General features: G+C 73.6%; 21 protein-coding genes. 10 read left to right on the top strand and 11 right to left on the bottom strand.

Going from position 1 to position 22,510, the window contains the following annotated elements:
• Window positions 1–10 precede the first annotated feature (10 nt).
• From FE251_RS09050 to FE251_RS09040, 3 genes are read right to left on the bottom strand one after another with little or no spacing between them, the layout of a single operon-like run.
• A complete protein-coding gene (locus FE251_RS09050) occupies window positions 11–730 on the bottom strand; it encodes a DUF4097 family beta strand repeat-containing protein (RefSeq protein ID WP_139071505.1) in 720 nt (239 codons plus the stop codon).
• Window positions 727–1,398 (bottom strand): response regulator transcription factor, encoded by a 672-nt coding sequence (locus FE251_RS09045; RefSeq protein ID WP_139948542.1) that lies wholly within the window; start codon window positions 1,396–1,398, stop codon window positions 727–729. The genes FE251_RS09050 and FE251_RS09045 overlap by 4 nt, the downstream gene beginning before the upstream one ends.
• Entirely contained in the window at window positions 1,398–2,687 is a 1,290-nt protein-coding gene (locus FE251_RS09040; RefSeq protein WP_168202698.1) for a sensor histidine kinase, read from the bottom strand. The genes FE251_RS09045 and FE251_RS09040 overlap by 1 nt, the downstream gene beginning before the upstream one ends.
• Window positions 2,688–2,970: 283 nt before the next feature.
• Here FE251_RS09040 and glnA (FE251_RS09035) point away from each other — a divergent pair, with 283 nt between their 5' ends.
• The 5 genes from glnA (FE251_RS09035) to FE251_RS09015 all read left to right on the top strand — a co-directional run bounded on the left by glnA (FE251_RS09035) (window position 2,971) and on the right by FE251_RS09015 (window position 9,558).
• Window positions 2,971–4,308 carry a type I glutamate--ammonia ligase gene (glnA, locus tag FE251_RS09035; protein WP_139948540.1) on the top strand — a complete coding sequence of 446 codons (1,338 nt, stop codon included), beginning with the start codon at window positions 2,971–2,973 and terminating at the stop codon, window positions 4,306–4,308.
• 7 nt (window positions 4,309–4,315) lie between these two features.
• Window positions 4,316–7,441 (top strand): bifunctional [glutamine synthetase] adenylyltransferase/[glutamine synthetase]-adenylyl-L-tyrosine phosphorylase, encoded by a 3,126-nt coding sequence (locus FE251_RS09030; RefSeq protein ID WP_139948539.1) that lies wholly within the window; start codon window positions 4,316–4,318, stop codon window positions 7,439–7,441.
• A gap of 223 nt (window positions 7,442–7,664) precedes the next feature.
• Window positions 7,665–8,336, top strand: a complete 672-nt coding sequence (locus FE251_RS09025; RefSeq protein WP_139948538.1) for a histidine phosphatase family protein — start codon at window positions 7,665–7,667, stop codon at window positions 8,334–8,336.
• A 97-nt stretch (window positions 8,337–8,433) separates the two neighbouring features.
• A complete protein-coding gene (locus FE251_RS09020; RefSeq protein WP_139948537.1) occupies window positions 8,434–9,033 on the top strand; it encodes a GNAT family N-acetyltransferase in 600 nt (199 codons plus the stop codon).
• A 9-nt stretch (window positions 9,034–9,042) separates the two neighbouring features.
• Window positions 9,043–9,558 (top strand): metallophosphoesterase family protein, encoded by a 516-nt coding sequence (locus FE251_RS09015; RefSeq protein ID WP_139948536.1) that lies wholly within the window; start codon window positions 9,043–9,045, stop codon window positions 9,556–9,558.
• A gap of 45 nt (window positions 9,559–9,603) precedes the next feature.
• Here FE251_RS09015 and glnA (FE251_RS09010) read toward each other — a convergent pair whose 3' ends face one another.
• From glnA (FE251_RS09010) to FE251_RS09000, 3 genes are all read right to left on the bottom strand, one after another.
• Window positions 9,604–11,028: a type I glutamate--ammonia ligase gene (gene glnA / locus FE251_RS09010; RefSeq protein WP_139071512.1), complete on the bottom strand. Its 1,425-nt coding sequence runs from the start codon at window positions 11,026–11,028 to the stop codon at window positions 9,604–9,606.
• A gap of 108 nt (window positions 11,029–11,136) precedes the next feature.
• Window positions 11,137–11,505 carry an RDD family protein gene (locus FE251_RS09005; protein WP_230976620.1) on the bottom strand — a complete coding sequence of 123 codons (369 nt, stop codon included), beginning with the start codon at window positions 11,503–11,505 and terminating at the stop codon, window positions 11,137–11,139.
• An 8-nt stretch (window positions 11,506–11,513) separates the two neighbouring features.
• Window positions 11,514–12,239 carry a DUF4191 domain-containing protein gene (locus tag FE251_RS09000; protein WP_139071513.1) on the bottom strand — a complete coding sequence of 242 codons (726 nt, stop codon included), beginning with the start codon at window positions 12,237–12,239 and terminating at the stop codon, window positions 11,514–11,516.
• Between the two features lie 114 nt (window positions 12,240–12,353).
• On the opposite strand from FE251_RS09000, the gene FE251_RS08995 reads away from it, so the two are divergent.
• Complete coding sequence (locus FE251_RS08995; RefSeq protein WP_168202697.1) at window positions 12,354–13,826, top strand: protein kinase domain-containing protein; 1,473 nt, start codon at window positions 12,354–12,356, stop codon at window positions 13,824–13,826.
• Window positions 13,827–13,877: 51 nt separating this feature from the next.
• On the opposite strand, the gene sucB is transcribed toward FE251_RS08995, so the two are convergent.
• Both sucB and lpdA read right to left on the bottom strand, forming a co-directional pair.
• The gene (gene sucB, locus FE251_RS08990; RefSeq protein ID WP_139948533.1) at window positions 13,878–15,689 is read right to left on the bottom strand and encodes a 2-oxoglutarate dehydrogenase, E2 component, dihydrolipoamide succinyltransferase; all 1,812 of its coding nucleotides are present in this window, start codon (window positions 15,687–15,689) and stop codon (window positions 13,878–13,880) included.
• A gap of 27 nt (window positions 15,690–15,716) precedes the next feature.
• Window positions 15,717–17,099, bottom strand: coding sequence for a dihydrolipoyl dehydrogenase (gene lpdA / locus FE251_RS08985; RefSeq protein ID WP_230976378.1), 1,383 nt, complete (start codon window positions 17,097–17,099; stop codon window positions 15,717–15,719).
• Window positions 17,100–17,236: 137 nt separating this feature from the next.
• Between lpdA and FE251_RS08980 the strand changes: the two genes are divergently transcribed.
• A complete protein-coding gene (locus FE251_RS08980; protein WP_139071517.1) occupies window positions 17,237–17,563 on the top strand; it encodes an oxidoreductase in 327 nt (108 codons plus the stop codon).
• Between the two features lie 73 nt (window positions 17,564–17,636).
• On the opposite strand, the gene FE251_RS08975 is transcribed toward FE251_RS08980, so the two are convergent.
• Entirely contained in the window at window positions 17,637–19,115 is a 1,479-nt protein-coding gene (locus tag FE251_RS08975) for a leucyl aminopeptidase (protein WP_139948532.1), read from the bottom strand.
• An 85-nt stretch (window positions 19,116–19,200) separates the two neighbouring features.
• Here FE251_RS08975 and FE251_RS08970 point away from each other — a divergent pair, with 85 nt between their 5' ends.
• Complete coding sequence (locus FE251_RS08970) at window positions 19,201–19,554, top strand: hypothetical protein (RefSeq protein ID WP_139071519.1); 354 nt, start codon at window positions 19,201–19,203, stop codon at window positions 19,552–19,554.
• Window positions 19,551–20,006 carry a hypothetical protein gene (locus FE251_RS08965; protein WP_139071520.1) on the top strand — a complete coding sequence of 152 codons (456 nt, stop codon included), beginning with the start codon at window positions 19,551–19,553 and terminating at the stop codon, window positions 20,004–20,006. Before FE251_RS08970 ends, FE251_RS08965 begins: the two co-directional genes overlap by 4 nt.
• A gap of 1 nt (window position 20,007) precedes the next feature.
• Here FE251_RS08965 and FE251_RS08960 read toward each other — a convergent pair whose 3' ends face one another.
• Window positions 20,008–21,024, bottom strand: coding sequence for a quinone-dependent dihydroorotate dehydrogenase (locus FE251_RS08960; RefSeq protein ID WP_139948531.1), 1,017 nt, complete (start codon window positions 21,022–21,024; stop codon window positions 20,008–20,010).
• A 2-nt stretch (window positions 21,025–21,026) separates the two neighbouring features.
• Window positions 21,027–21,611, bottom strand: a complete 585-nt coding sequence (locus tag FE251_RS08955; RefSeq protein ID WP_139948530.1) for a DUF3043 domain-containing protein — start codon at window positions 21,609–21,611, stop codon at window positions 21,027–21,029.
• A gap of 113 nt (window positions 21,612–21,724) precedes the next feature.
• Between FE251_RS08955 and FE251_RS08950 the strand changes: the two genes are divergently transcribed.
• Window positions 21,725–22,474, top strand: coding sequence for an MBL fold metallo-hydrolase (locus FE251_RS08950; protein WP_139948529.1), 750 nt, complete (start codon window positions 21,725–21,727; stop codon window positions 22,472–22,474).
• Window positions 22,475–22,510 lie beyond the last annotated feature (36 nt).

The raw sequence follows: 22,510 nt of genomic DNA, 5'->3' as shown, positions 1-22,510 counted from the left end.
GCCCCGTGCGTCAGCCCGTACGGACGCTGACGTCACCGACGGAGGTGAGGAGCTCGAGGCGGTGCGGGGAACCGTCGTCCACCGGCACCTGGGTCCGCACGCTGCCCACCGAGGTCGAGGAGCGGACCTGGTAGGCCGTGCTCCCCGCGGGAAGGGTCACCTCGACGTCACCGGTCGACGTCCTGGCCGTGAGGAGCTCCGGGGCGACGTCGACGTCGACGACGACGTCACCCACCGAGCTCTGCACGTCCAGGGTCTGGGCGCGGACGCCGGCGACGGTCACCGAGCCCACCTCCGAGACGGCCCGGACCGTACGACCCGCACCGGTGACGACGACGTCACCCACCGCCGTCCGGACCGCGACGTCGATGTCGGCGGGGACGAAGATCTCCCAGTCGACGTCGCACGGCCCGAACCACTGGTCCGTCGGGCAGCGCCCGTCGAGCGACACGGCACCACCGGACTCGCTGACCTCGAACGTCGGGTCGGAGAACCCGCCGGTGGCGGTGAGGACGACGCGCGGCTCCTCCGTGGCGTCGACGGCCGTGACGAGCACCCGTCCGATCTCGTTGACGAGCTCGACGGAGGTGAGGTTCGCGGGCAGTGCGTGCGTCGACGTCGTCGAGGTGCGTGCGGCCTGGGCCGCCGCGGACAGTGCCGCGCTGAGCACGATGAGCAGGGCGAGCACCGAGCCGGCGACGCGGACCGTGCTCCTGGTCGAGGGGGTCATCGCTGGCCTTTCGTCGTGTCCCGCTCGATCCAGCGGAGCACCGCGAGCACGCGGCGGTGGTCCTGCTCGGCGGGCGGGAGGTCGAGCTTGCTGAAGATGGAGGAGACGTTCTTCTCGACCGCGCCCTCGCCGATGAACAGGCGTTCGGCGATCGCGGCGTTCGTGCGTCCCTCGGCCATGAGGCCGAGCACCTCCCGCTCGCGCGGCGTGAGCCGGGACAGCGGGTCGACGTTGCGGGCGCGGGTGAGGAGCTGGGAGACGACCTCGGGGTCCAGGACGGTGCCGCCGTCGGCGACCTCCCGCAGCGAGGCGAGGAAGTCGCGGGTGTCGGCCACCCGGTCCTTGAGGAGGTAGCCGACCCCGGTGGTGCGGGCGGCGAGCAGCTCGGTCGCGTAGTCCTCCTCGACGTACTGGCTGAGGACCATGACCGCGGTGCGCGGGTGGCGGGCACGCACGTCCAGCGCCGCGCGGATGCCCTCGGAGGTGAACGTCGGGGGCATGCGGACGTCGACGACGACGAGCTCGGGCAGGTGCTCCTCGACGGCGGCGAGGAACGTCTCGGCGTCGGGGCAGGCGGCGACGACGGTGAACCCGCCCTCGCCGATGAGGCGGACGAGCCCGTCCCGCAGGAGGACGGAGTCCTCGGCGAGCACGACGCGGGTGGTCATCACTGGTCTCCTCGGCGGACGGTGGCGGGCAGCGGCAGGGTGACGACGGCGCTGGTGGGGCCGCCGGCGGGGGAGGTGACCTCGAGGCGGCCGTCGACGGCCTGGACCCGCTGGCGCAGCCCGGCCAGGCCGGTGCCGCGTGCCGGGTCGGCGCCGCCCACGCCGTCGTCCTCGACGAGGAGGACGAGCCGCGCGTCGGGCGTCCGGCTGATCCGCACGGTGGCGTGGCCGGCCCGGGCGTGCTTGGCGACGTTGGTGAGCAGCTCCGAGACGCAGAAGTAGGCGATGGCCTCACGGCTGGGCTCCACCCGGCCGACGTCCGCGCCGACCTCGACGGTCACCGGCACGGGGGAGCGCGCGGCGAGCGCCGAGACCGCGGCGTCCAGGCCGCGGTCGGCGAGGATCGGCGGGACGATGCCGCGGGCCACCTGACGCATCTCGACGATCGCGTCCTTGGAGGCGGCGTGCGCCTTGTCGAGCAACTCCTGGGCCGCGCCGGGGTCGGAGGCGAAGCGGTCGCGGGCCATGCCGAGGTCCATGGCGATCGCGACGAGCCGCTGCTGCGGGCCGTCGTGCAGGTCGCGCTCGATGCGCCGGCGCTCGGCCTCGACCGAGTCGACCGTCGCGACGCGCGACTCGGTGAGGGAGTCGACACGCTCGGCGAGGTGGGCGATCTCCTCCTCCGGGTCGGAACCGAGCAGCGTCCGGGCCAGACCGCTGTCCACGGCCGTCACGCCGCGGGCGAGCACCGGGGCCAGCGCGAGGAGGGCGAGGGAGACCAGCCACACGAGGCCGGCCGTCGCCCACGTGCCGAGGGGCAGCAACCCGAGGACGAGGGAGTCCTCGTCGAGCAGCCCGGAGTACAGGGGGAGCGTGGCCCCGGCGACGAGCGTGCCGAGCACCGCGACCGCGAGCGCGCCGGTCAGCAGGCCCCACAGCACGTGGACCCCCGCGTACCCGGCGGCGCGCCGGTAGGGACGGGTGAGCAGGAGGCTGTGGCGCCAGGCCGGCTCGCTGGGGGCGGACGGCGGCACGATCCGCTGCCCGAGGAAGGCCTCGACACGGGCCCGCTCGGCCCGGGCGAGGAGACCGGCGAGCGCCATGCCCGGGACGAGCACGAGGATCCCCGTGCCGAACGCGGGCAGGGTGAGTACGCCGGTGAGGACGAGGATGGCGGCGACGAGCGCGGCGAGGGCGGTGAGCAGGTTGAGCACCAGGAAGACGACGTGGTGCCACCCGTCACGCCAGCGGCGCCACGCGGTGGGCAGTTGGGCAGGAGCTGTGGTCACGGGCTCAACACTAGGGACGGGGCCGGGGCGCGTTGAGCCCGCTGCCCCCCGAGCCGGACGGGGGGTAGCCCCCCGGTCGACGTGTATCGGCGCCGGTGAGCGGGGCCGGCGGCGCGGCCGTATACCGCCGAGGCGTGCCGCGCAGGCCCGGGGCTTCTCGGCGCCCGGGCTGGGCGCACGGGCGAGGGCCGGGGAACTGTACTCTCGGCCCGAGAGAGTGTGAGGCGCCGACGCGGGCTGTGGTCGCGCGGGGCAGCGAGCGGGCAGCGAGAGAGGAGCCGGGATGGACAGGCAGCAGGAGTACGTGCTCCGGGCGATCGAGGAGCGGGACATCCGCTTCATCCGGCTGTGGTTCACCGACGTCCTCGGTGTGCTCAAGTCCGTGGCCATCGCGCCGGCCGAGATCGAGGCCGCCTTCTCCGAGGGCATCGGCTTCGACGGCAGCTCCATCGAGGGCCTCACCCGCGTCTACGAGGCCGACATGCTGGCCAAGCCGGACCCGGCGACCTTCCAGCTCCTGCCGTGGAGAGGTGAGGAGAACGGCGTCGCCCGCATGTTCTGCGACATCCTCACCCCGGACGGCGAGCCCGCCCGCTCCGACCCCCGCAACGTCCTCAAGCGCACCCTCGAGCGGGCCAAGGACGCCGGCTTCACCTGCTACACCCACCCCGAGATCGAGTTCTACCTCTTCGAGCAGCAGCGCAACCCCGACGACCCGCTGGTGCCGATCGACACCGCCGGGTACTTCGACCACGTGGCGCGCGGTACCGCGCACGACTTCCGCCGCGACACGATCACGCTGCTCGAGTCCATGGGCATCTCGGTGGAGTACTCCCACCACGAGGCCGGCCCGGGGCAGAACGAGATCGACCTGCGCTACGCCGACGCGCTGTCCACCGCGGACAACGTCATGACCTTCCGCACCGTGGTCAAGGAGGTCGCACTCCAGCAGGGCATCATGGCCACCTTCATGCCCAAGCCGCTCATCGAGGCGCCCGGCTCGGGCATGCACACCCACTTCTCCCTCTTCGAGGGCGACCACAACGCCTTCTACGACCCCGCCGGGCAGTACCAGCTGTCGAGCACCGGGCGGTCCTTCATCGCCGGCCTGCTCCACCACGCCGCGGAGATCACGGCCGTCACCAACCAGTACGTCAACTCCTACAAGCGGCTGTGGGGCGGGGGAGAGGCGCCGAGCTACGTGTGCTGGGGCCACAACAACCGCTCCGCGCTCGTCCGCGTCCCGCGCCACAAGCCGGACAAGGGTCCCTCGACCCGCGCCGAGTACCGCGCGCTCGACTCCGCGGCCAACCCCTACCTCGCCTTCGCCGTCCTCATCTCGGCCGGCCTCAAGGGCATCGAGGAGGGCTACGACCTGCCCGACGGCGCCGAGGACAACGTGTGGGCCCTGTCGGACTCCGAGCGCAAGGCGATGGGCATCAAGCCGCTGCCCGGCAGCCTCGAGCAGGCCGTCGAGGTCATGGAGTCCTCCGAGCTCGTCGCCGAGACCCTCGGCGAGGACGTCTTCGAGTTCTTCGTGCGCAACAAGATCCAGGAGTGGACGGCGTACCGCTCCCAGGTGACCCCCTTCGAGCTGCGTAGCCTGCTACCCGGCATCTGAGGCGTCCGTGCGCGCGACCCCCACGCAGGAGCTCATCCGCCTCGGGTTCACCGACGCCCGGCGCGCGGAGCGGCTGCTCACCGACCCGGTGCTGGCCGAGGTCGTCGCGCGCGCCGAGGGGGCGGGCGCGCCGTTGCCCGCCGCGCTCGGCGAGGTCGCCGACCCGGACCTCGCCCTTCTCACGCTCCTGCGCCTCGTCGAGGCCGCCGGCCCTCCTTCCGGCTCCCAGCCGCCCTCCCCGGCCGCCGGAACCCCACCCCCCGGCACCGCGCCCCCCTCCCGCCGAGAGCCGGATCCTGCACAGCCCGGGTCCGCCCTCGTCGACCTCCTCGCCGGTGACACCGCCCACCGCCGCCGCCTGCTCGCCGTGCTCGGCGCCTCGAGCGCGCTCGGCGACATGCTCGTCGCCCGGCCGCAGGACGTCGCGCTGCTCGTGGACGAGAACGTCGAGGGCATCCTCGACCTCACCCCCGAGGACGAGCGCGAGCGGGCGCTGACGGCGGTCGGCGCCGACCCCGCCGACCCGATGCCGGTCGCCACGCTGAGCGGCGTCGAGGGCGTCGAGGCCCTGCGCCGCTGCTACCGCCGTCGGCTGCTCGCGGTGGCCGCCGCGGACCTCACCAGCGCCGACGCCTACGAGGCCTTCCCGCTCGTGGCCGCCGCGCTCTCCGACCTCGCCGCCGGTGCGCTCGACGCCGCCCTCGCCGTCGCCCGCGCCGACCTGCCCGACCACGGCCGCGGCGCCCGCCTCGCCGTCATCGGCATGGGCAAGACCGGCGGCCGGGAGCTCAACTACATCTCCGACGTCGACGTCATCCACGTCGGCGCGCCCGCCGAGGGGGTGGCGGAGGAGGAGGCGATCGAGGTCGCCACCCGCCTCGCCGCCGCCGTCGCGCGCAACGTGTGCGGCGCCGTCGGCACCGAGCCGCCGCTGTGGCCGCTGGACGCGAACCTGCGCCCGGAGGGCAAGGACGGCCCGCTCGTGCGCACCGTCGCCTCCCACGTCGCGTACTACGAGCGGTGGGCCAAGACGTGGGAGTTCCAGGCGTTGCTCAAGGCGCGGCCCGTCGCCGGGGACGCCGCGCTGGGCGCGGAGTACGTCGCGGCCGTCTCACCCTTCGTGTGGTCCGCCGTCGAGCGGGAGAACTTCGTCGAGGACTCCCAGGCGATGCGCCGGCGGGTCGAGGACGCGATCCCGCCCGCCGAGTCCGAGCGCCAGCTCAAGCTCGGTCGTGGGGGCCTGCGCGACGTGGAGTTCACCGTCCAGCTCCTCCAGCTGGTCCACGGCCGTACCGAGGAGTCGATCCGGGTGGCCGGCACGCTCGAGGCCATCGACCGGCTCGCCGCCACCGGCTACATCGGCCGCGACCCGGCCGAGCGCCTCGACGAGTGCTACCGGTTCCTGCGGGTCCTCGAGCACCGCATGCAGCTCCACCGGCTGCGCCGCACCCACGTCATCCCCAGCGGCGAGGCGGACCTGCGGCGGCTCGCCCGCGCGCTGCCCGAGCGCGGTCTGCGCAGCGCGGAGACCCTCGAGCAGCGGGTGCGGGCCGTGCGACGGGAGGTGCGCGCCCTCCACGAGGACATCTTCTACCGGCCGATGCTGCCGCTCATCGCCCGGCTCAGCGACGAGGACGCCCGGCTGCGGCCCGAAGCCGTGCGCGAGCGGCTCGCCGCGATCGGCTACCGCGACCCGGCCGGCGCCGTGCGCCACCTCGACGCGCTCACCGCCGGCGTCTCGCGGACGGCGGCGATCCAGCGCCAGATCCTGCCCGCGATGCTCGGCCTGTTCGCCCGTGGCGCCGACCCCGACGCCGGCCTGCTCGCCTTCCGCAAGGTCTCCGAACGGCTCGGCTCCACCCACTGGTACCTGCAGATGCTGCGCGACTCCGGGGTCGCCGCGCCGCGGCTGAGCTACCTGCTCGCGACGAGCCGGTACGTCGCCGAGGGGCTCGAGGCGCTGCCCGAGGCGGCGGCGTGGCTGGGGGAGGACGAGGCGCTCACCCCGCTCGCCCCGGAGCAGCTCGCCCGGGAGGCCCGCGCCCTCGTCGCACGACGCCGCGACCCCGCCGAGGCGGTGCGCGCCGTGCGCTACCTGCGCCGCCGCGAGCTGCTGCGCGCGGGCATCGGTGATGTCCTCGACGCCGTCATCGGGGACCGGGACCACACGATCCTCACCGTCGCCGCCGACCAGGCGCTGACGACGGCGCTGGACGTCGCGCTGCGTCACACGTGCGCCGAGCGCTCGCTCGACGAGCCCCTGGTGCGGTTCGCGATCCTCGCCATGGGCCGCCTCGGCGGCCGCGAGATGGGGTACGGCTCGGACGCCGACGTCCTGTTCGTCCACGAGCCGCTCGACGGCGTCGGGGACGGTGACGCGCAGGCCTTCGCCGTGGCCGTCGCGGGGCACGTGCGCGCACTCCTCGGCGACCCCGGTCCCGAGCCCGCGCTGCCGGTGGACTCCGCCCTGCGCCCCGAGGGGCGCAACGGGCCGATCGTGCGGTCGATCGCCTCCTACGCCCAGTACTACGAGCGGTGGGCCGAGCCGTGGGAGCGCCAGGCGCTGCTGCGTGCCCGCCCGGCGGCCGGTGACGACGGCCTGCTCGCCCGCTTCACCGACCTCGTCGACCCGCTGCGCTACCCGGCTGACGGGCTGGGCGATGCCGAGCTGCGCGAGCTGCGCCGGGTCAAGGCGCGCGTGGAGTCCGAGCGGATGCCGCGCGGCGTGCCGGTGAACCGGCAGCTCAAGCTCGGCCGCGGGGGACTGTCCGACGTCGAGTGGACCGCCCAGCTCCTCCAGCTCCAGCACGCCGGGCGGGTGCCCGAGCTGCGGGTGACCGGGACGCTCGAGGCGCTGCGTGCCGCCCGGGACGCCGACCTGCTCTCCGGGCGCGACGCCCAGCAGCTCGGGGCGGCATGGACGCTGGCGAGCCGGGTGCGGGCCGCGATCGCGCTCGTCACCGGGCGGGTGACCGGCGCCAAGGTCGACGTCCTGCCGCACGACCCCACCCAGCTCTCCGCCGTCGCCCGGCTGCTCGGTTATCGCCCGGGCGCCGGCGCCGATCTCGAGGAGGACTACCTCCGCACCACCCGCCGCGCCCGCGCCGTCGTCGAGCACGTCTTCTTCGAGTAGCCATCCCCCCGCAAGCCCCCCGCGAGAGCCGACTTCCGCCCGACAGCCGACTTCCGCGCGAGAGCCGACTTCCGCGCGAGAGCCGACTTGCGCGCGAGAGCCGACTTGCGCGCGAGAGCCGACTTGCGCGCGAGAGCCGACTTGCGCGCGAGAGCCGACTTCCGCACGGAGCCGCGCTGGGCCGCGAGAGCACGGCGTCACACCCGTGGGCGATGATGGACCGATGCGACTCATCCTCATCCGTCACGGACAGACCAGCTCGAACGTCGGGGGCCTGCTCGACACGGGCGAGCCCGGCGCGCACCTCACCGAGCTCGGACGCGAGCAGGCCGCGGCCGTCGCGCGCACCCTGGCCGACGAGCGCATCGATGCCGTCTACGCCTCGACGCTCGTGCGCACCCAGCAGACGGCCGAGCCGCTGCTCGCCGAGCGTGGTCTGGAGCTGCGGGTGCGCGACGGGATCCGCGAGATCAGCGCGGGTGACCTGGAGATGCGCGGGGACGATGAGGCGGTCCGTGCCTACGTCGGCACGATCTTCGGCTGGGCGCAGGACCCCGACCGGCGCCTGCCGGGTGGCGAGAGCGGCCACGAGGTGTGGCAGCGCTACGACGACGTCGTCGCCGAGGCCCACGCCGAGGGTGTCGGCACGGTGGTGATGTTCAGCCACGGGGCGGTCATCCGGTCCTGGACGGCGGTGCGCGCGGAGAATGTCACCGCGGAGCACGCGGCGTACAACCCGCTGAGCAACACCGGCGTCGTCGTCCTCGAGGGGAGTCCGCGCGAGGGCTGGTGGGCCCACCTGTGGGAGGGCGAGCCGCTCGGCGGTGAGCGGGTCGAGGACACGGCGCACGACGGACCGGCCGCCGAGCCGGCGCCGCACGCGGTCGGGCGGTGAGGCCCGTCCCCGTCGCCTGCCGTGACACGGGCCAGATCGCGTGCGCGGCCCGGGAAATAGGGGAGCGCCGGCCGCCACGCGCCAGCAGGATGGTGGCATGAACGTCGAGACCGCCCCGGCGCTGCTGCGCCCGGTGCGCACCGAGCGGCTCACCCTGCGCCCTGCGACCCCCGAGGACGCCGACGCGGTCTGGGCCTACCGCCGGCTCGACGAGGTCAACGAGTGGATCACCAGCCGCCCCGGGCCCCTCGAGGAGTACCGCGCGCACTTCGGCGACCCGGCACGGGTGGCGTTCACCGCGGTCATCCAGCTCGGCCACGGTCCCCAGGCGCCGGTCATCGGGGACCTCATGCTCCGCCGTGAGGACGGCTGGGGGCAGACGGAGGTCGAGGACCGGGCGGTCGGGACGCAGGGAGAGGTCGGCTGGGCGCTCGACCCCGCCCACACCGGGCGGGGCTACGCCACGGAGGCCGTCCGCGAGCTGCTGCGCGTGGCCTTCGAGGACCACGGGTTGCGCCGGGTGGTGGCGAACTGCTTCGCGGACAACGAGTCGTCCTGGCGCCTCATGGAGCGCCTCGGCATGCGCCGCGAGACGCACGCCGTCCGCGACTCCCTCCACCGTGACGGTCGCTGGCTCGACTCCTTCGTCTACGCGCTCCTCGCCGAGGAGTGGCGCGCCGGGGCGACGCAGGCGTAGCCGCGAATGATGCGCGTCCTCCTCCTCGCTGACACCCACGTCCCGAAACGGGCCCGTGAGCTGCCAACGCAGGTGTGGCAGGAGGTCGACGCCGCGGACCTCGTCGTCCACGCCGGGGACTGGGTGGTCCCCGAGCTGCTCGACGAGCTCGAGGAGCGCGCCGCCGCCGTGCTGGCCTGCTGGGGCAACAACGACGGAGCCGAGCTGCGCCGTCGTCTCCCCGAGGTGGCACGGGCCGAGCTCGCGGGCGTACGCATCGCCGTCGTCCACGAGACCGGCCAGGCCCGCGGCCGCGAGGAGCGGATGCGCGCCGCCTTCCCGGACACCGACCTGCTCGTCTTCGGGCACAGCCACATCCCGTGGGACACGACGGCCGGCGGCCTGCGCCTGCTCAACCCCGGCTCCCCGACCGACCGGCGCCGCCAGCCGTTCTGCACCTGCATGACGCTCACGCTGGACGGCGGTGAGGTCCGCGACGTCGTCCTCCACCACCTGCCCCCACGGGTGAGCACCGCCCGGGCATGACACAGCCCCCGGCGCGACGGACGCGCCGGGGGCTGTAAGGCCCGATCAGATGTCGAAGTAGAGCTCGAACTCGTGCGGGTGGGGACGCAGGCGCAGCGGGTCGATCTCCTGGCTGCGCTTGTACTCGATCCACGTCGAGATGAGGTCCGGGGTGAACACGTCGCCCTCGGTGAGGAAGTCGTGGTCGGCCTCGAGGGCGAGGAGCGCACCCTGGAGGGAGTCCGGCACCTGCTCGATCTGGGCGTGCTCCTCCGGCGGCAGCTCGTAGAGGTCCTTGTCGATCGGCTCCGGCGGCTCGATGCGGTTGCGGATGCCGTCGATGCCGGCCATGAGCATCGCGGAGAACGCGAGGTAGGGGTTCGCGGACGGGTCCGGCACGCGGAACTCGATGCGCTTGGCCTTGGGCGAGGTGCCCGTCACGGGGATGCGGATGCACGCGGAGCGGTTGCGCGCCGAGTACACGAGGTTGACCGGCGCCTCGAAGCCCGGCACGAGGCGGTGGAAGGAGTTGACCGACGGGTTGGTGAACGCGAGCAGCGCCGGCGCGTGCTTGAGCAGACCGCCGATGTACCAGCGGGCCAGGTCCGACAGCCCGCCGTAGCCGCGCTCGTCGAAGAACAGCGGCTTGCCGTCCTTCCACAGGCTCTGGTGGGAGTGCATGCCCGAGCCGTTGTCACCGAAGATCGGCTTGGGCATGAAGGTCGCCGTCTTGCCGGCCTCCCACGCCGCGTTCTTGATGACGTACTTGAACTTCATGACGTCGTCCGCGGCGGCGCGCAGCGTGTCGAAGCGGTAGTTGATCTCCTGCTGACCCGCGGTGCCGACCTCGTGGTGGGCGCGCTCGACCTCGAGGCCCACCTGCTGCAGCAGGGTGACCATGGAGTCGCGCAGGTCGGCCATCTGGTCGTTGGGGGAGACGGGGAAGTAACCGCCCTTGTAGCGGGTCTTGTACCCGAGGTTCCCGCCCTCCTCCTCGCGGCCGGTGTTCCACGCGGCCTCGTTGGAGTTGATGTGGTAGAAGCTCGAGTGCTGGTTCGTCGCGAAGCGGACGTCGTCGAAGATGTAGAACTCGGCCTCGGCGCCGAAGTACACCGTGTCGGCGATGCCGGTGCTGCGCAGGTACGCCTCCGCCTTGGCGGCGATGTTGCGCGGGTCGCGGGAGTAGGCCTCGTCGGTGAAGGGGTCGACGATGGAGAAGTTGACGACGAGCGTCTTCTCCTTGCGGAACGGGTCGACGAACGCGCTCGTGACGTCCGGGATCAGCTTCATGTCCGACTCGTGGATGGCCTGGAAGCCTCGGATGGAGGATCCGTCGAACATCAGGCCGTCGGTGAAGGCGTCCTCGGTGAAGGCCGCGACCGGGATGTTGAAGTGCTGCATGACACCCGGCAGGTCGCAGAAGCGGACGTCGACGAACTTGACGTCCTCCTCGCGAGTGAAGGCGATGGCCTCCTCGGCGTTCTTGAACATCGACCGCTCCTCTTGCGTGGGGGATTGTTGCTGGACCTCGGCGGTCCCGACGTCCAGGACGCTAACGGTGCCGCGTTTCGCCGGGGTCACCCGAATGTGTCCGGCATGTTACGCAGATGTCGACGACGGTGTGCGGAGGGCCCAGCGTCGGACGATCGTCGTCCCGGCCCAGACCTCGTGCAGACCTCGCCCGTCCAGACCCCACACGACGGCGGGGACGACGACGCACAGGCTCACGGTCCGGATGAGCGCCTGCAGCGGGCTCACCGGCCCGCCGTCGACCGTGCAGACCTGCAGGCCGAGGAGGGTGTGACCGATGGTCGCGCCCCGGGTGGCGAGCAGCAGCCAGGTCATGACCGCGAACACGCCGAGGGTCGCCAGGGGGTCGTTGTCGAGGAAGCCGGCGGAGATCGCGTTCGCGATGGCCCAGTCGACGGCGAGGGCGACGACGCGGCGGCCGAGCCCGGCGCGGGTCATGGTCACGCTCAGCGTCCGCGCATGCCCTTGCGGTCGGGGCGCGCCCGCATCGGGTCCACGCCCTTGGGGATCGGGGGGCGGGAGGACTGCAGGGCGCGCAGACGCTTGGCGACGGCGGCCACCTCGGCCTTGGTCAGGGTCGGCTTGAGGCGCTGGATCTTCTTCGTGAGCTTGGGGAGCGGGACCTGGCCCTCCTCCCGGCCGACCTGGATGAGGTGCACGGTGACGTTCGGCGCGACGCGCGCGACCTTGCGCTTCTCACTCTCCAGGAGCCGCTGCACGCGGTGGCTCGGGCCCTCGCCGATGAGCACGACGCCCGGGCGCCCGACGGCGCGGAAGACGACGTCCTGGGTGCGCGGGTCGACCGCGACCGGCTGCTCCTCGATGTTCCAGCCGCGCCGGATGGTCCCGAGCGCCGAGCCGGCGGCGCCGGGGGTGCCCTCGATGCGCGAGTAGGCGGCACGCTCGGCGCGGCGCGACAGCAGCATCATGACGACGATGAGCGCGACCGGGAGGCTGAGCAGCGTGACGTAGACGGGGTGGCCGACGGCGAAGCCGATCGCCACGCCCAGCGCGAGGATCCCGAAGAACGAACCGAGGAGCCACCAGGTGATCGAGGGCTGCGCCTCGCGGGTCATCTGGAAGACTTCCCACAGCTGGTGGTACCAGCGCTTCTTCTTCGGCTTCGGCGCGACGCCCTCGGCGGCGTCCTTCTTCTGTCGTCTCAGGGCCATGATCGTCAATCCTACCGGCCCCCGAGGGGTCCTCAGTGGCGTCCCGCGTCGTCTGCGTCACGGGACCTGTGGATGAGCGCAGCGGGCCGCCGCCCGATGCGCTTGGGTGTGCCCATGGCACGACGACGGCCGGTCCCGGCCACTGCCGCGGCGGGGACCGTGCGTGCCCCCGAGGTGGCCGGGCTCGCGCTGCACGGGCCGGTCGGGCACGGCGCCGGCGGGGCGGTGTGGGCGGCGCGCGACGGCGGCGGGCGTGACGTCGTCGTCAGCGTGCTGTCGTTGCCCGAGGGCGCGGCGGGCACCGCGCAGCTGCGGCGGCTCGCGGCCCTGCGGCACGGGACCCATCCGCACCTCGCGCGGGTCCGCCAGGTCCTCCCGCTGGACGGCGGGCGGTGCGCGGTGGTGAGCGACCGCGTGCCCGGGCCCACGCTCGCGACCGTCCTCGCCGCCCGCGGCTCGCTGGACCCGCCCGAGCTCGCGGCCCTGCTCGCCGCGGTGGGCAGCGGGCTCGGGCACCTGCACGAGCGTGGTGTCGTCCACGGCGACGTGTCGCCCGCGAACGTCGTCGTCAGCGGCGACGGCGTCCCGGTGCTGGTGGACCTCGCGGGCCGCGCCGCTCCGGAGCTCGGGACGCCCGGGTTCGTCCCACCCGAGCGGGACCGGCGCGGCGCGGCCGGGGCACCTGGGGACGTGTGGGCCCTCGCGCGGCTCGTGCTCGCGGCCGCCGGCGGGTCCGCGGGCCCTCGGCTGCCGGTGCTCCTCGCCGGCGCGCTGGACGCCGATCCCTCCCGCCGTCCCGCTGCCCGCGACCTCGCCAGCCGCGCGCCCGAGATCGCCGCTGCCGAGCCGGTCCGCCTCCCGCCTGCCGCCGTCCTCGCCCAGGCGCGGATGCGTGACGACGCCGCGCCCACCCGGCGGCGCCCGGACACCCGCCGTCGCGCCCGCGCCGCAGCCCGGACGATGCCTGCGGGAGCCGGTCGGGCAGTCCCCGCCCGCCGCGGCCGGACGGGAGGGCAGCAGGTGACCGACGGACGGGAGGCCCGGCGGACGCCGCAGGCACGGCACGCAGGCCGCCGCAGCCACATCTCGCCCTGGCCGCGTGCGGGGGCCGTGCTCGGGGCGCTCGGCCTGCTCATCGGCGTCGTCGTCTGGTCCGCGCCGGGGGAGAGAGGCGGCGGTTACGGGCACCGCCCCTCCGCGCCGCCCGCCACGGCACCGGTCACCGACGCCCTCGCCGACCTGGTCGCCCGCCGGGACCGTGCCCTCGTCCAGGGCGACACCGCGGCCCTGGCGGCCACCACCGTGCCGGGCGGTCCCGCAGCCCAGGAGGACGAGGCGCTCCTCGACCTGCTCGAGGGCAGCGCGACCACCCTGGAGGACCTGCGCACCGAGGTCGTCGCCGTCGAGCACGTGACCCCGGCGCCCGGGGGCACGGCCCTGGACGCCGTCCTCGTCCAGCACCCCCACGAGCGACGGGTCGGCGGGGCGACGGTCGACGTCGCGGCGCAGGAGCCCCGCTGCACCAGGCTCGTCCTCACCGCCGACTCCGGGCAGTGGCGCATCCTGCGCACCGAGCCGTGCCCGTGAACGGCGACGGGGCCCGCACCAGTGGTGCGGGCCCCGTCGGGGAAGGGGGACTCAGAGACCGAGCTCGGCCTCGAAGGCGCCCTCCTCCAGACGCTTCTTGATCGTCTGCATGAAGCGGCCCGCGTCCGCACCGTCGACCAGGCGGTGGTCGTAGGTAAGGGGCAGGTAGACCATGGAGCGGATGCCGATCGTCTCGTTGCCGTCGGTGTCGGTGACGACGACGGGACGCTTGACGATCGCGCCCACGCCGAGGATCGCGACCTCGGGCTGGTTGATGATCGGGGTGTCGAACAGGGCGCCGTTGGAGCCGAGGTTCGTGATGGTGAACGTCGAGCCACCGAGCTCGTCCGGCTTGACCTTGTTGTCCCGCGTGCGGGCGGCGAGGTCGGCGACCCGCTTGGAGATGCCCGCGATCGTGAGGTCGCCGGCCTCCTTGATCACCGGGACGAGCAGGCCGCGCGGGGTGTCGACCGCGATGCCGATGTTCTCCTCGCCGTGGTAGACGACCTGGTCGCCGTCGATCGAGGCGTTGAGGGCCGGGTGGGCCTTGAGCGCCTCGGTGGCGGCCTTGATGAAGAACGGCAGGTAGGTGAGCTTGACGCCCTCCCGCTCCTGGAAGCTGTTCTTCGCCCGGGCGCGGAGCTTGGCGATCCGCGTGACGTCCACCTCGATGACCGTGGTGAGCTGGGCGGAGGTGTCGAGGGACTCGACCATGCGCTTGGCGATGACCTTGCGCAGGCGCGACATCTTCTCGGTGGTGCCGCGCAGCGGGGAGACCTCCGGGACGGTCGTCGGCGCCTTGGGGGCGGACGACGGCGCGGCAGCGGCGGCGGGGGCGGCGGCCTGGGCAGCCTTCTCCGCGGCGGCGAGGACGTCCTCCTTGCGGACCCGCCCGCCGACGCCGGTGCCCTGGAGGGAGTCGAGGTCGACCCCCTTCTCCTTGGCGAGCTTGCGGACGATCGGCGTCACGTAGGACGCCTTCGCCGTCTCGGCAGCGCTCGGGCGCGAGGGCGCCGGGGTGGTGGACGCCTCCTGCGCCGGGGCCTTCGGCTGCTCGGGCTCGGCCTGCGGAGCGGCCTCCTCGGCGGGAGCCGTCGAGGTCGCCGCGTCCTGGTGCTGCTCGGCGCGCTCCTCGGACGGTTCCTCGGTCTGCTGCTGCTCGGCCTGCGGGGTCTCCTCCACGGCCGGAGCCGACTCACCGGAGTCCGAGCCGCCGGACTCTCCGCCGATGATGGCGAGGTCGGTGCCGACGTCGACGGTCTCGTCCTCCTGGACGAGGATCTTGCTCAGCACGCCGGCGTAGGGCGAGGGCACCTCGGTGTCGACCTTGTCGGTCGAGACCTCGAGCAGCGGCTCGTCCACCTCGACCTGCTCACCCTCGCTCTTGAGCCAGCGGGTGACGGTGCCCTCGGTGACGGACTCGCCGAGGGCGGGCATCTGCACGGCCTGGCCCTCACCGGAGCCGGAGGAGCCGGAGGACGCCTGCGACTTGGCCTCCTGGGCGACCTCCTGCTCGGAGGGCTGCTCGTCCTGCGCGGGCTGCTCCTGCTGCTCGGGCTCGGCGGGCTGCTCCTCCTGCGCGGCGGGCTGCTCGGCCTCGGCCGGGGCGGCGTCGCCGCCACCCTCACCGGAGCCGATGACGGCGAGCTCGGTGCCGACGTCGACCGTCTCGTCCTCCTGGACGAGGATCTTCTCCAGCACGCCGGCGAACGGCGAGGGCACCTCGGTGTCGACCTTGTCGGTCGACACCTCGAGCAGGGGCTCGTCGACCTCGACGCGGTCCCCCTCGTTCTTCAGCCAGCGGGTGACGGTTCCCTCGGTGACGGACTCGCCCAGGGCGGGCATCTGCACGGAGTCGGACATGACCTGGTGTCTCCTTGGATCGAGGGATCAGTTGTGGGAGTGCAGCGGCTTGCCGGCGAGCGCGAGCGCCGCCTCGCCGATGGCCTCGTTCTGCGTCGGGTGGGCGTGGACGAGGGAGGCGACGTCCTCAGGGTAGGCCTCCCAGTTGACCATGAGCTGGCCCTCGCCGATGAGCTCACCGACGCGGGCGCCGATCATGTGCACCCCGACGATGGGGCCGTCCTTCTGCCGGACGAGCTTGACGAAGCCGGTGGTCTTGAGGATCTGGCTCTTGCCGTTGCCGGCCAGGTTGAACTCGACGGTCTCGACCTCGCCGTGCTGCTCCTTGGCCTGCGCCTCGGTGAGGCCGACGGAGGCGACCTCGGGCTCGCAGTAGGTCACGCGCGGGATGCCGGACTCGACGATCGCCGGCGGGTTGAGGCCGGCGATCTCCTCGGCGACGAAGATGCCCTGCTGGAAGCCGCGGTGGGCGAGCTGCAGGCCGGGGACGATGTCGCCGACGGCGTAGATGTTGGCGACGCCGGTGTGGAGGCGCTCGTTGGTGAGGACGAAGCCGCGCTCCATGGGCACGCCCTGCTCCTCGTAGCCGAGGTTGGCGGTCGCCGGGCCGCGGCCGACGGCGACGAGCAGGAGGTCGGCCTCGAGGGTCTTGCCGTCCTCGGTGGAGACGACGACGCCGGAGTCGGTCTGCTTGACGCCGGAGAAGCGGGTGCCGGTGTGGAAGGCGATCTTCCGCTTGCGGAAGGCGCGCTCGAGGGCCTTGGACAGCGCGACGTCCTCGTTCGGCACGAGGTTGGGCAGCGCCTCGATGATCGTCACGTCGGCCCCGAAGGACTTCCACACGGAGGCGAACTCGACGCCGATGACGCCGCCGCCGAGGACGATGACGCTCTTCGGGACGGACTCGAGCTGGAGGGCCTGCTCGCTCGTGATGACGCGGCCGCCGATCTCCAGGCCGGGCAGCGAGCGGGCGTAGGAGCCGGAGGCGAGCAGCACGTTGCGCCCGCGGTAGGGGGTGCCGTCGACCTCGACGGTGTCCTTCGCGGTGAGGCGGCCCCAGCCGGTGATGTAGTCGATCTTGCCGGCCTTCACCAGGCCCTGGAGGCCCTTGTACAGGCGCCCGACGACGGCGTCCTTGTAGCTGTTGACCGTGGCCATGTCGATGCCCTGGAAGGAGCTGTTGACGCCGACCGCGGCGCTCTCGTGGATCGTGTCGGCGACCTCGGCGCTGTGGAGCAGGGCCTTGGTGGGGATGCAGCCGCGGTGCAGGCAGGTGCCACCGAGCTTGTCGGCCTCGATGAGGGCGATGGACAGGCCGAGCTGGGCGCCGCGCAGCGCAGCCGCGTAGCCTCCGCTTCCAGCTCCCAGGATGACCAGGTCGTAGACGTTGTCTTCAGGGCTGGCGGTCACAAACTTCTCCTCGAGCGGGGAACGGGAGCCCGGGCACGACACCCAGGCCTTGAGTCCCATCTTGTCATCGCCGGAGGTGTCGGGACCACCGGACACGGTGTCCGTCGGGTCACAGCGGAGAGCCGTACGCTGGGCCCATGCGGTTGTTCCCACGACGACGGACGACGGGCTCGTCCGTGCCCGACGTCTCGCCCGCGCAGCGCCGCGCGGAGGTCACGGCGCACTTCCGTGACTTCGTCGCCACGCGCGCCGGCGTCGAGGCCTACATCGAGCCCCCGACGGCGAACGACCCGACGACGATGGTCCTCGTCGCCCGTACGGGGGAGTGGACGCGCCGGCGCATCCCGGACCAGAAGGCCGCCTGGGCGCTGGCCCGCGAGCTGGAGATCCCGGTCTACGACGTCAACCTCACCGGCTACCCGTCGAGCATGCGGCGCTGGAGCGCCGCCCAGCGCCGCAAGTAGCACGCGAGCCCGCCCCCGCGACGGCCCCGAGGGGCGTGGTCGGCGGGGACGGGCTCGGCCGTGCGTGGTCGCGTCAGCGGGTGGCGGCGCGCTCGAGGAAGGTGAGCAGGGTGCGCAGCCCGGTGCCCGTGCCGCCCTCGGGGGTGTAGCCCCGCGGCTTGCCCTCGTTGAACGCCGGCCCGGCGATGTCGAGGTGCGCCCACGGCGTCGCGCCGACGAACTCCTTGAGGAACAGGCCCGCGACGAGCATGCCGCCGAACCGGTCGCCCATGTTGGCGATGTCGGCGACCTGCGACTTCATGGACTCGGCGAGCTCGGCGGGCAGCGGCATCGGCCAGAAGTCCTCCCCGGCGGCACCGGCTGCGGCGATGACCTCCTCACGCACGTCCTCGGTGCCCATGACGGCGCCGACCTGCGAGCCGAGCGCGACCATCTGGGCGCCGGTGAGCGTGGCGATGTCGACGATGACGTCCGGGTTCTCCTCGCCGGCGGCGACGAGGGCGTCGGCCATGACGAGGCGGCCCTCGGCGTCGGTGTTGAGCACCTCGACCGTCTTCCCGCCGCGGATCGTGATGACGTCCGAGGGGCGCTGGGCGCTGCCGGAGGGCATGTTCTCGGCGAGCGCGAGCCAGCCGGTCACCTTGACGGGCAGGTCGAGCGCGGCGGCGGCCATGACGGCGTGGAGCACGGTGGCGGCGCCGGCCATGTCCATCTTCATCGTCTCCATGCCCTTGGCGGGCTTGATGGACAGGCCGCCGGAGTCGAACGTGATGCCCTTGCCGACGAGGCCGACGTGGGCCTTCGCGCGGACGGGGGAGTAGCTGACCCTGACGAGCCGCGGCGGGCGCTGGGAGCCCTGACCGACGCCGATCAGGCCGCCGTAGCCGCCGGCGAGGAGCGCCTTCTCGTCGAGCACCTTGACCTTGACCTTGGTGCCCTTCGCGGCGGCGGCCGCCTCCTCGGCGAAGGACTCGGGGTACAGGTCGGCGGGGGAGGCGTTGACGAGGTCGCGGACCCCGGCGACGGCCTCCGCCACGACGACGGCGCGGGCGTGGGCGGCCTTGGCCTCCTTGGAGCGGGCGAGGTCGGTGACGAGCTCGAGGCGGGCCACCGGCGCGCGGTGCTCGGTGCGGTAGCGGTCGTAGCTGTAGGTGCCGAGCAGGGCGCCCTCGGCGACGGCGCCGACCCGCTCGGCGGTGTCGGCGGGCAGGGCGAGGGCGACGTCGGCGGTGCCCGCGAGGCTGCGGGTCGCGGCGCCGGCGGCACGGCGCAGGGTCTCCAGGGTCGGGCCGTCCTCGCCGACCTCACCGACGCCGGTGAGCACGACGACGGTGGCTGCGAGCTCCTTGCCGACGGCGACGCGGACGACCTCGTCGGCCTTGCCGCTCACGCCGAGCGCGGGCAGGAGCGTCGTCAGCGTGGAGGTCACCGCCGACGGCAGCGCCGCTCCGGGCACGAGCAGGGGCTGTCCGTCCCGTCGGCCGACGGCGACGACGACGGCGTCGGCCGGGATGCGTGCAACGTTCTTCGTGGTCAGCGTCAGTTCAGTCACGCTCCCGATGGTATCCGTCACGGAACGGGTGGGGGTGGCGCCCGGGGGGACCAGGGTCCTGCTCGCCCGCGGCTACGATGTCGCGGTGCTTCCCGTCGTCCTCATCGTCTCGGTGCTCGCCGCCGTGCTCGGCCTGTGGGCCCTGGGCTTCACGATCGCGAACCGTCCCGTCGTCCTCCGTCAGCTCATCGCCGGCGGGGTCGTCGAGGTGGCGCTGATCGTCCAGGGCTTCGTCCTGGCGGCCCACCAGCTCGGGGGCACGGAGCTCACCGACCCGGTGACGCTCTGGGGCTACCTCCTCGTCGCCCTTCTCATCCTTCCCGGGGCCGCCGTCGTCGCTTTCGTCGAGCGCACGCGGTGGAGCTCGGTCGTCCTGACGGTCGCGGCCGTCACCGTCATCATCATGGAGCTGCGGATGTGGCAGTTGTGGCAGGCATGAGCCAGGAACCGTTGCGCACGGCCCCGGCGACCGACGACCGCCCCCCGGCGCGCGGGGCGGGCCTGCTCGTCGTCGCCGTCTACGTGATCTTCGCGCTGGCCGCGACGGCGCGGGCGAGCGTCCAGCTCGTCCGGGACGCCGCCGAGGCACCCCTGGCCTACGGGCTGTCGGGGTTCGCGGCGGTCGTCTACGTCGTCGCCGCCGTCGCCCTGGCGCACAACGGCCGGCGGATGCGACGCATGGCGTGGGTGGCGGTGAGCATCGAGATGCTCGGCGTCCTCGTCGTCGGGACGCTGAGCTTCCTCACCCCCGAGCTCTTCCCGCGCGACACCGTCTGGTCCCACTTCGGCAGCGGGTACGGCTTCGTCCCGCTCGTGCTCCCGGCGCTCGGCCTGTTCTGGCTGTGGCGCTCCAGCCCCGGGCGGGTCGCCCGGGCCAGCGAGAGCCACTGACTCAGCGCGCGAGCTCGCGGTTGAGGGCTCCGGGCCACGCGGGCCCGTTGTAGACGAACGCCGTGTAGGCCTGGAGGAGGTCGGCCCCCGCCGCGAGCATGCGGCGGGCGCCCGCGGCATCCTCGATGCCCCCGACGCCGATGACGACGGCGTCGGGACCCAGCCGCTCGCGCAGCAGCCGCACGACCTGGACCGCGCGGGTGTGCAACGGGCGCCCGGACAGGCCGCCCGGGCCGTGCTCGTGGGCGATCGTCGTGTTCGTCGCGACGACGCCGGCCAGGCCGGTGGCGTTGACGAGGTCGGCCACCGCGGCGACGTCGTCGTCGCTGAGGTCGGGGGCGACCTTGACGAGGACGGGCACGCCGCGGTCCGCGGCGGCGTCGGCCTCGCGCTGGACGGCCTCGAGGATGGGCCGCAGCGCGTCGACGGCCTGCAGGTCACGCAGCCCGGGGGTGTTGGGGGAGGAGACGTTGACCGTGAGGTAGTCGGCCCAGCGGGCGAGCAGGCGCGCGCTCGTCGCGTAGTCCTCGACGGCGTCCTCGACCGGGGTGACCCGCGACTTGCCGATGTTCACGCCGACGACGACGCCCCGGCCGCGGCGCGTGGAGCGCAGCCGGCGCAGCCGCTCGGCGGCGGCGTGGGCGCCCTCGTTGTTGAAGCCCATCCGGTTGACGAGCGCGTGCTCCTGCGGGTGGCGCCAGAGCCGCGGGCGGTCGTTGCCCGGCTGCGGGTGGGCCGTCACCGTGCCGACCTCGACGTGCCCGAAGCCGAGCATGTCCATCCCGAGGACGGTCGCGGCGTTCTTGTCCATGCCGGCCGCCAGGCCGAGGACGCCGGGCACCGGCCGGCCGAGCGGGGTGTGCACGCGCCGGCGGGGGCGCCGGCCGAGCGTGGCGCGGACGGCGTGCGACAGGCCCGGCGTGGCGGCGACACCACGGATGAGCCCGAGCGCGAGCTCGTGGGCCCGCTCCGGATCGGTACGGACGAGGACGGTGCGGAAGAGCAGGCCGTAGAGCACCGTCAGGCGATCTTCTCGCCGCGCCGCACCTGGGGCTTGGGCGCGCGCAGGAAACGCGGCTGGAAGAGCCGGGAGAAGGCGTAGATGCCGGTGAACCGCGGGATCTGGTCCTCGCCGAAACGGGCCTTGAGCTTGCGCTTGATGATGACCGAGTAGCCGATGGCGAACGCGAGGGCGATGCCGAAGGCGATGTACATCACGGCCATGCCGATGATCGCGACGTCGGGGAACCGGGTGGCGAAGAACAGCAGGACGATCGAGGCCATCGCGAGCGGCAGGAAGTACTCGCTCGGGCTGAAGTGCGCGTCGACGTAGTCGCGCACCCAGCGGCGCACCGGGCCCTTGTCCCGCGCGGGGAGGTAGCGCTCGTCGCCCGTGCGCATCGCCTCCTGCTGCTTGGCGTACAGCTCGTTGCGGCGCCGACGCGCCTCCTGCTTGGCGAGCTTGCGGTCCGTGGGGACGAGCGGACGCTGGTTGCGGGCCTGCGCCTCCTTGCGCTTGGGCGTGGGGCGTCCCTTGCCCACCGCGGGCTGCTCCTCGGGCGCGGGGGCCGGCGGCGGGGTCTGCTTCTTGCTGCGTCCGATCACGCACTAGAGGGTAGTCGACGCCCATGCCCCGAGGGTGCGGCCTTCCGGCCCGCGTGCGCGCCGTCACGCCCCGCGTGAGGATGTGAGACCGACCACCCTGGAAAGGCTCCGGCATGAGCGCCACCGTCCGCGAGGTCGCGCCCGGCGTGCACCTCGTCTCCCACTCCTACGTCAACTGCTACCTCGTCGAGGACGACGACGGCGTCACGCTCGTCGACGCCGGCCTGCCCCGGGTCTGGTACCCGCTCGGGTACGCGCTGCGCCTCCTCGGGCACCGCCCGAGCGACCTGCGCGCCCTCGTCCTCACCCACGCGCACTTCGACCACGTCGGGGTGGCCCGCCGGCTGCAGGACCGGTTCGGGGTGCCGGTGTGGGCGACTGCGGAGGAGCACGAGCTCGCCACCCACCCCTACCGCTACGCCCACGAGAACCCGCGGGCGACCTACCCGCTCGCCCACCCGGCCGCCGTGCCGATCCTCCTGCGGATGGCCCTGTCCGGGGCGCTGCGGGTGAGGGGCACCCGGGCGGCGCGGGTGCTGGAGACCGGCAAGGTCCTCGACGTGCCCGGCCGACCGTACGTCCTACCCACCCCCGGGCACACGTGGGGGCACGTGGCGCTGCACCTGCCCGACCGCGACGTCGTCCTCACCGGCGACGCGCTCGTCACGCTCGACCCGTACACCGGGGCGACCGGTCCGCGGATCGTCGCGGGCGCGGCGACGGCCGACTCGGCCCTCAACCTCGCCACCCTGGACGCGGTCGCCGCCACCGGCGCACGCACCGTGCTCCCCGGTCACGGCGAGCCGTGGACGCAGGGCGCGCGGCTCGCCGTCGAGCTCGCCCGGGCCGCGGGACCCGCCTGACCGGCGGCCGCAGGGGGTACGCGGTTAGGCTCTCCC

The organism is Georgenia wutianyii, assembly GCF_006349365.1.
GTDB lineage: Bacteria > Actinomycetota > Actinomycetes > Actinomycetales > Actinomycetaceae > Oceanitalea > Oceanitalea wutianyii.
This window is presented reverse-complemented; position numbering and strand designations above follow the sequence as displayed.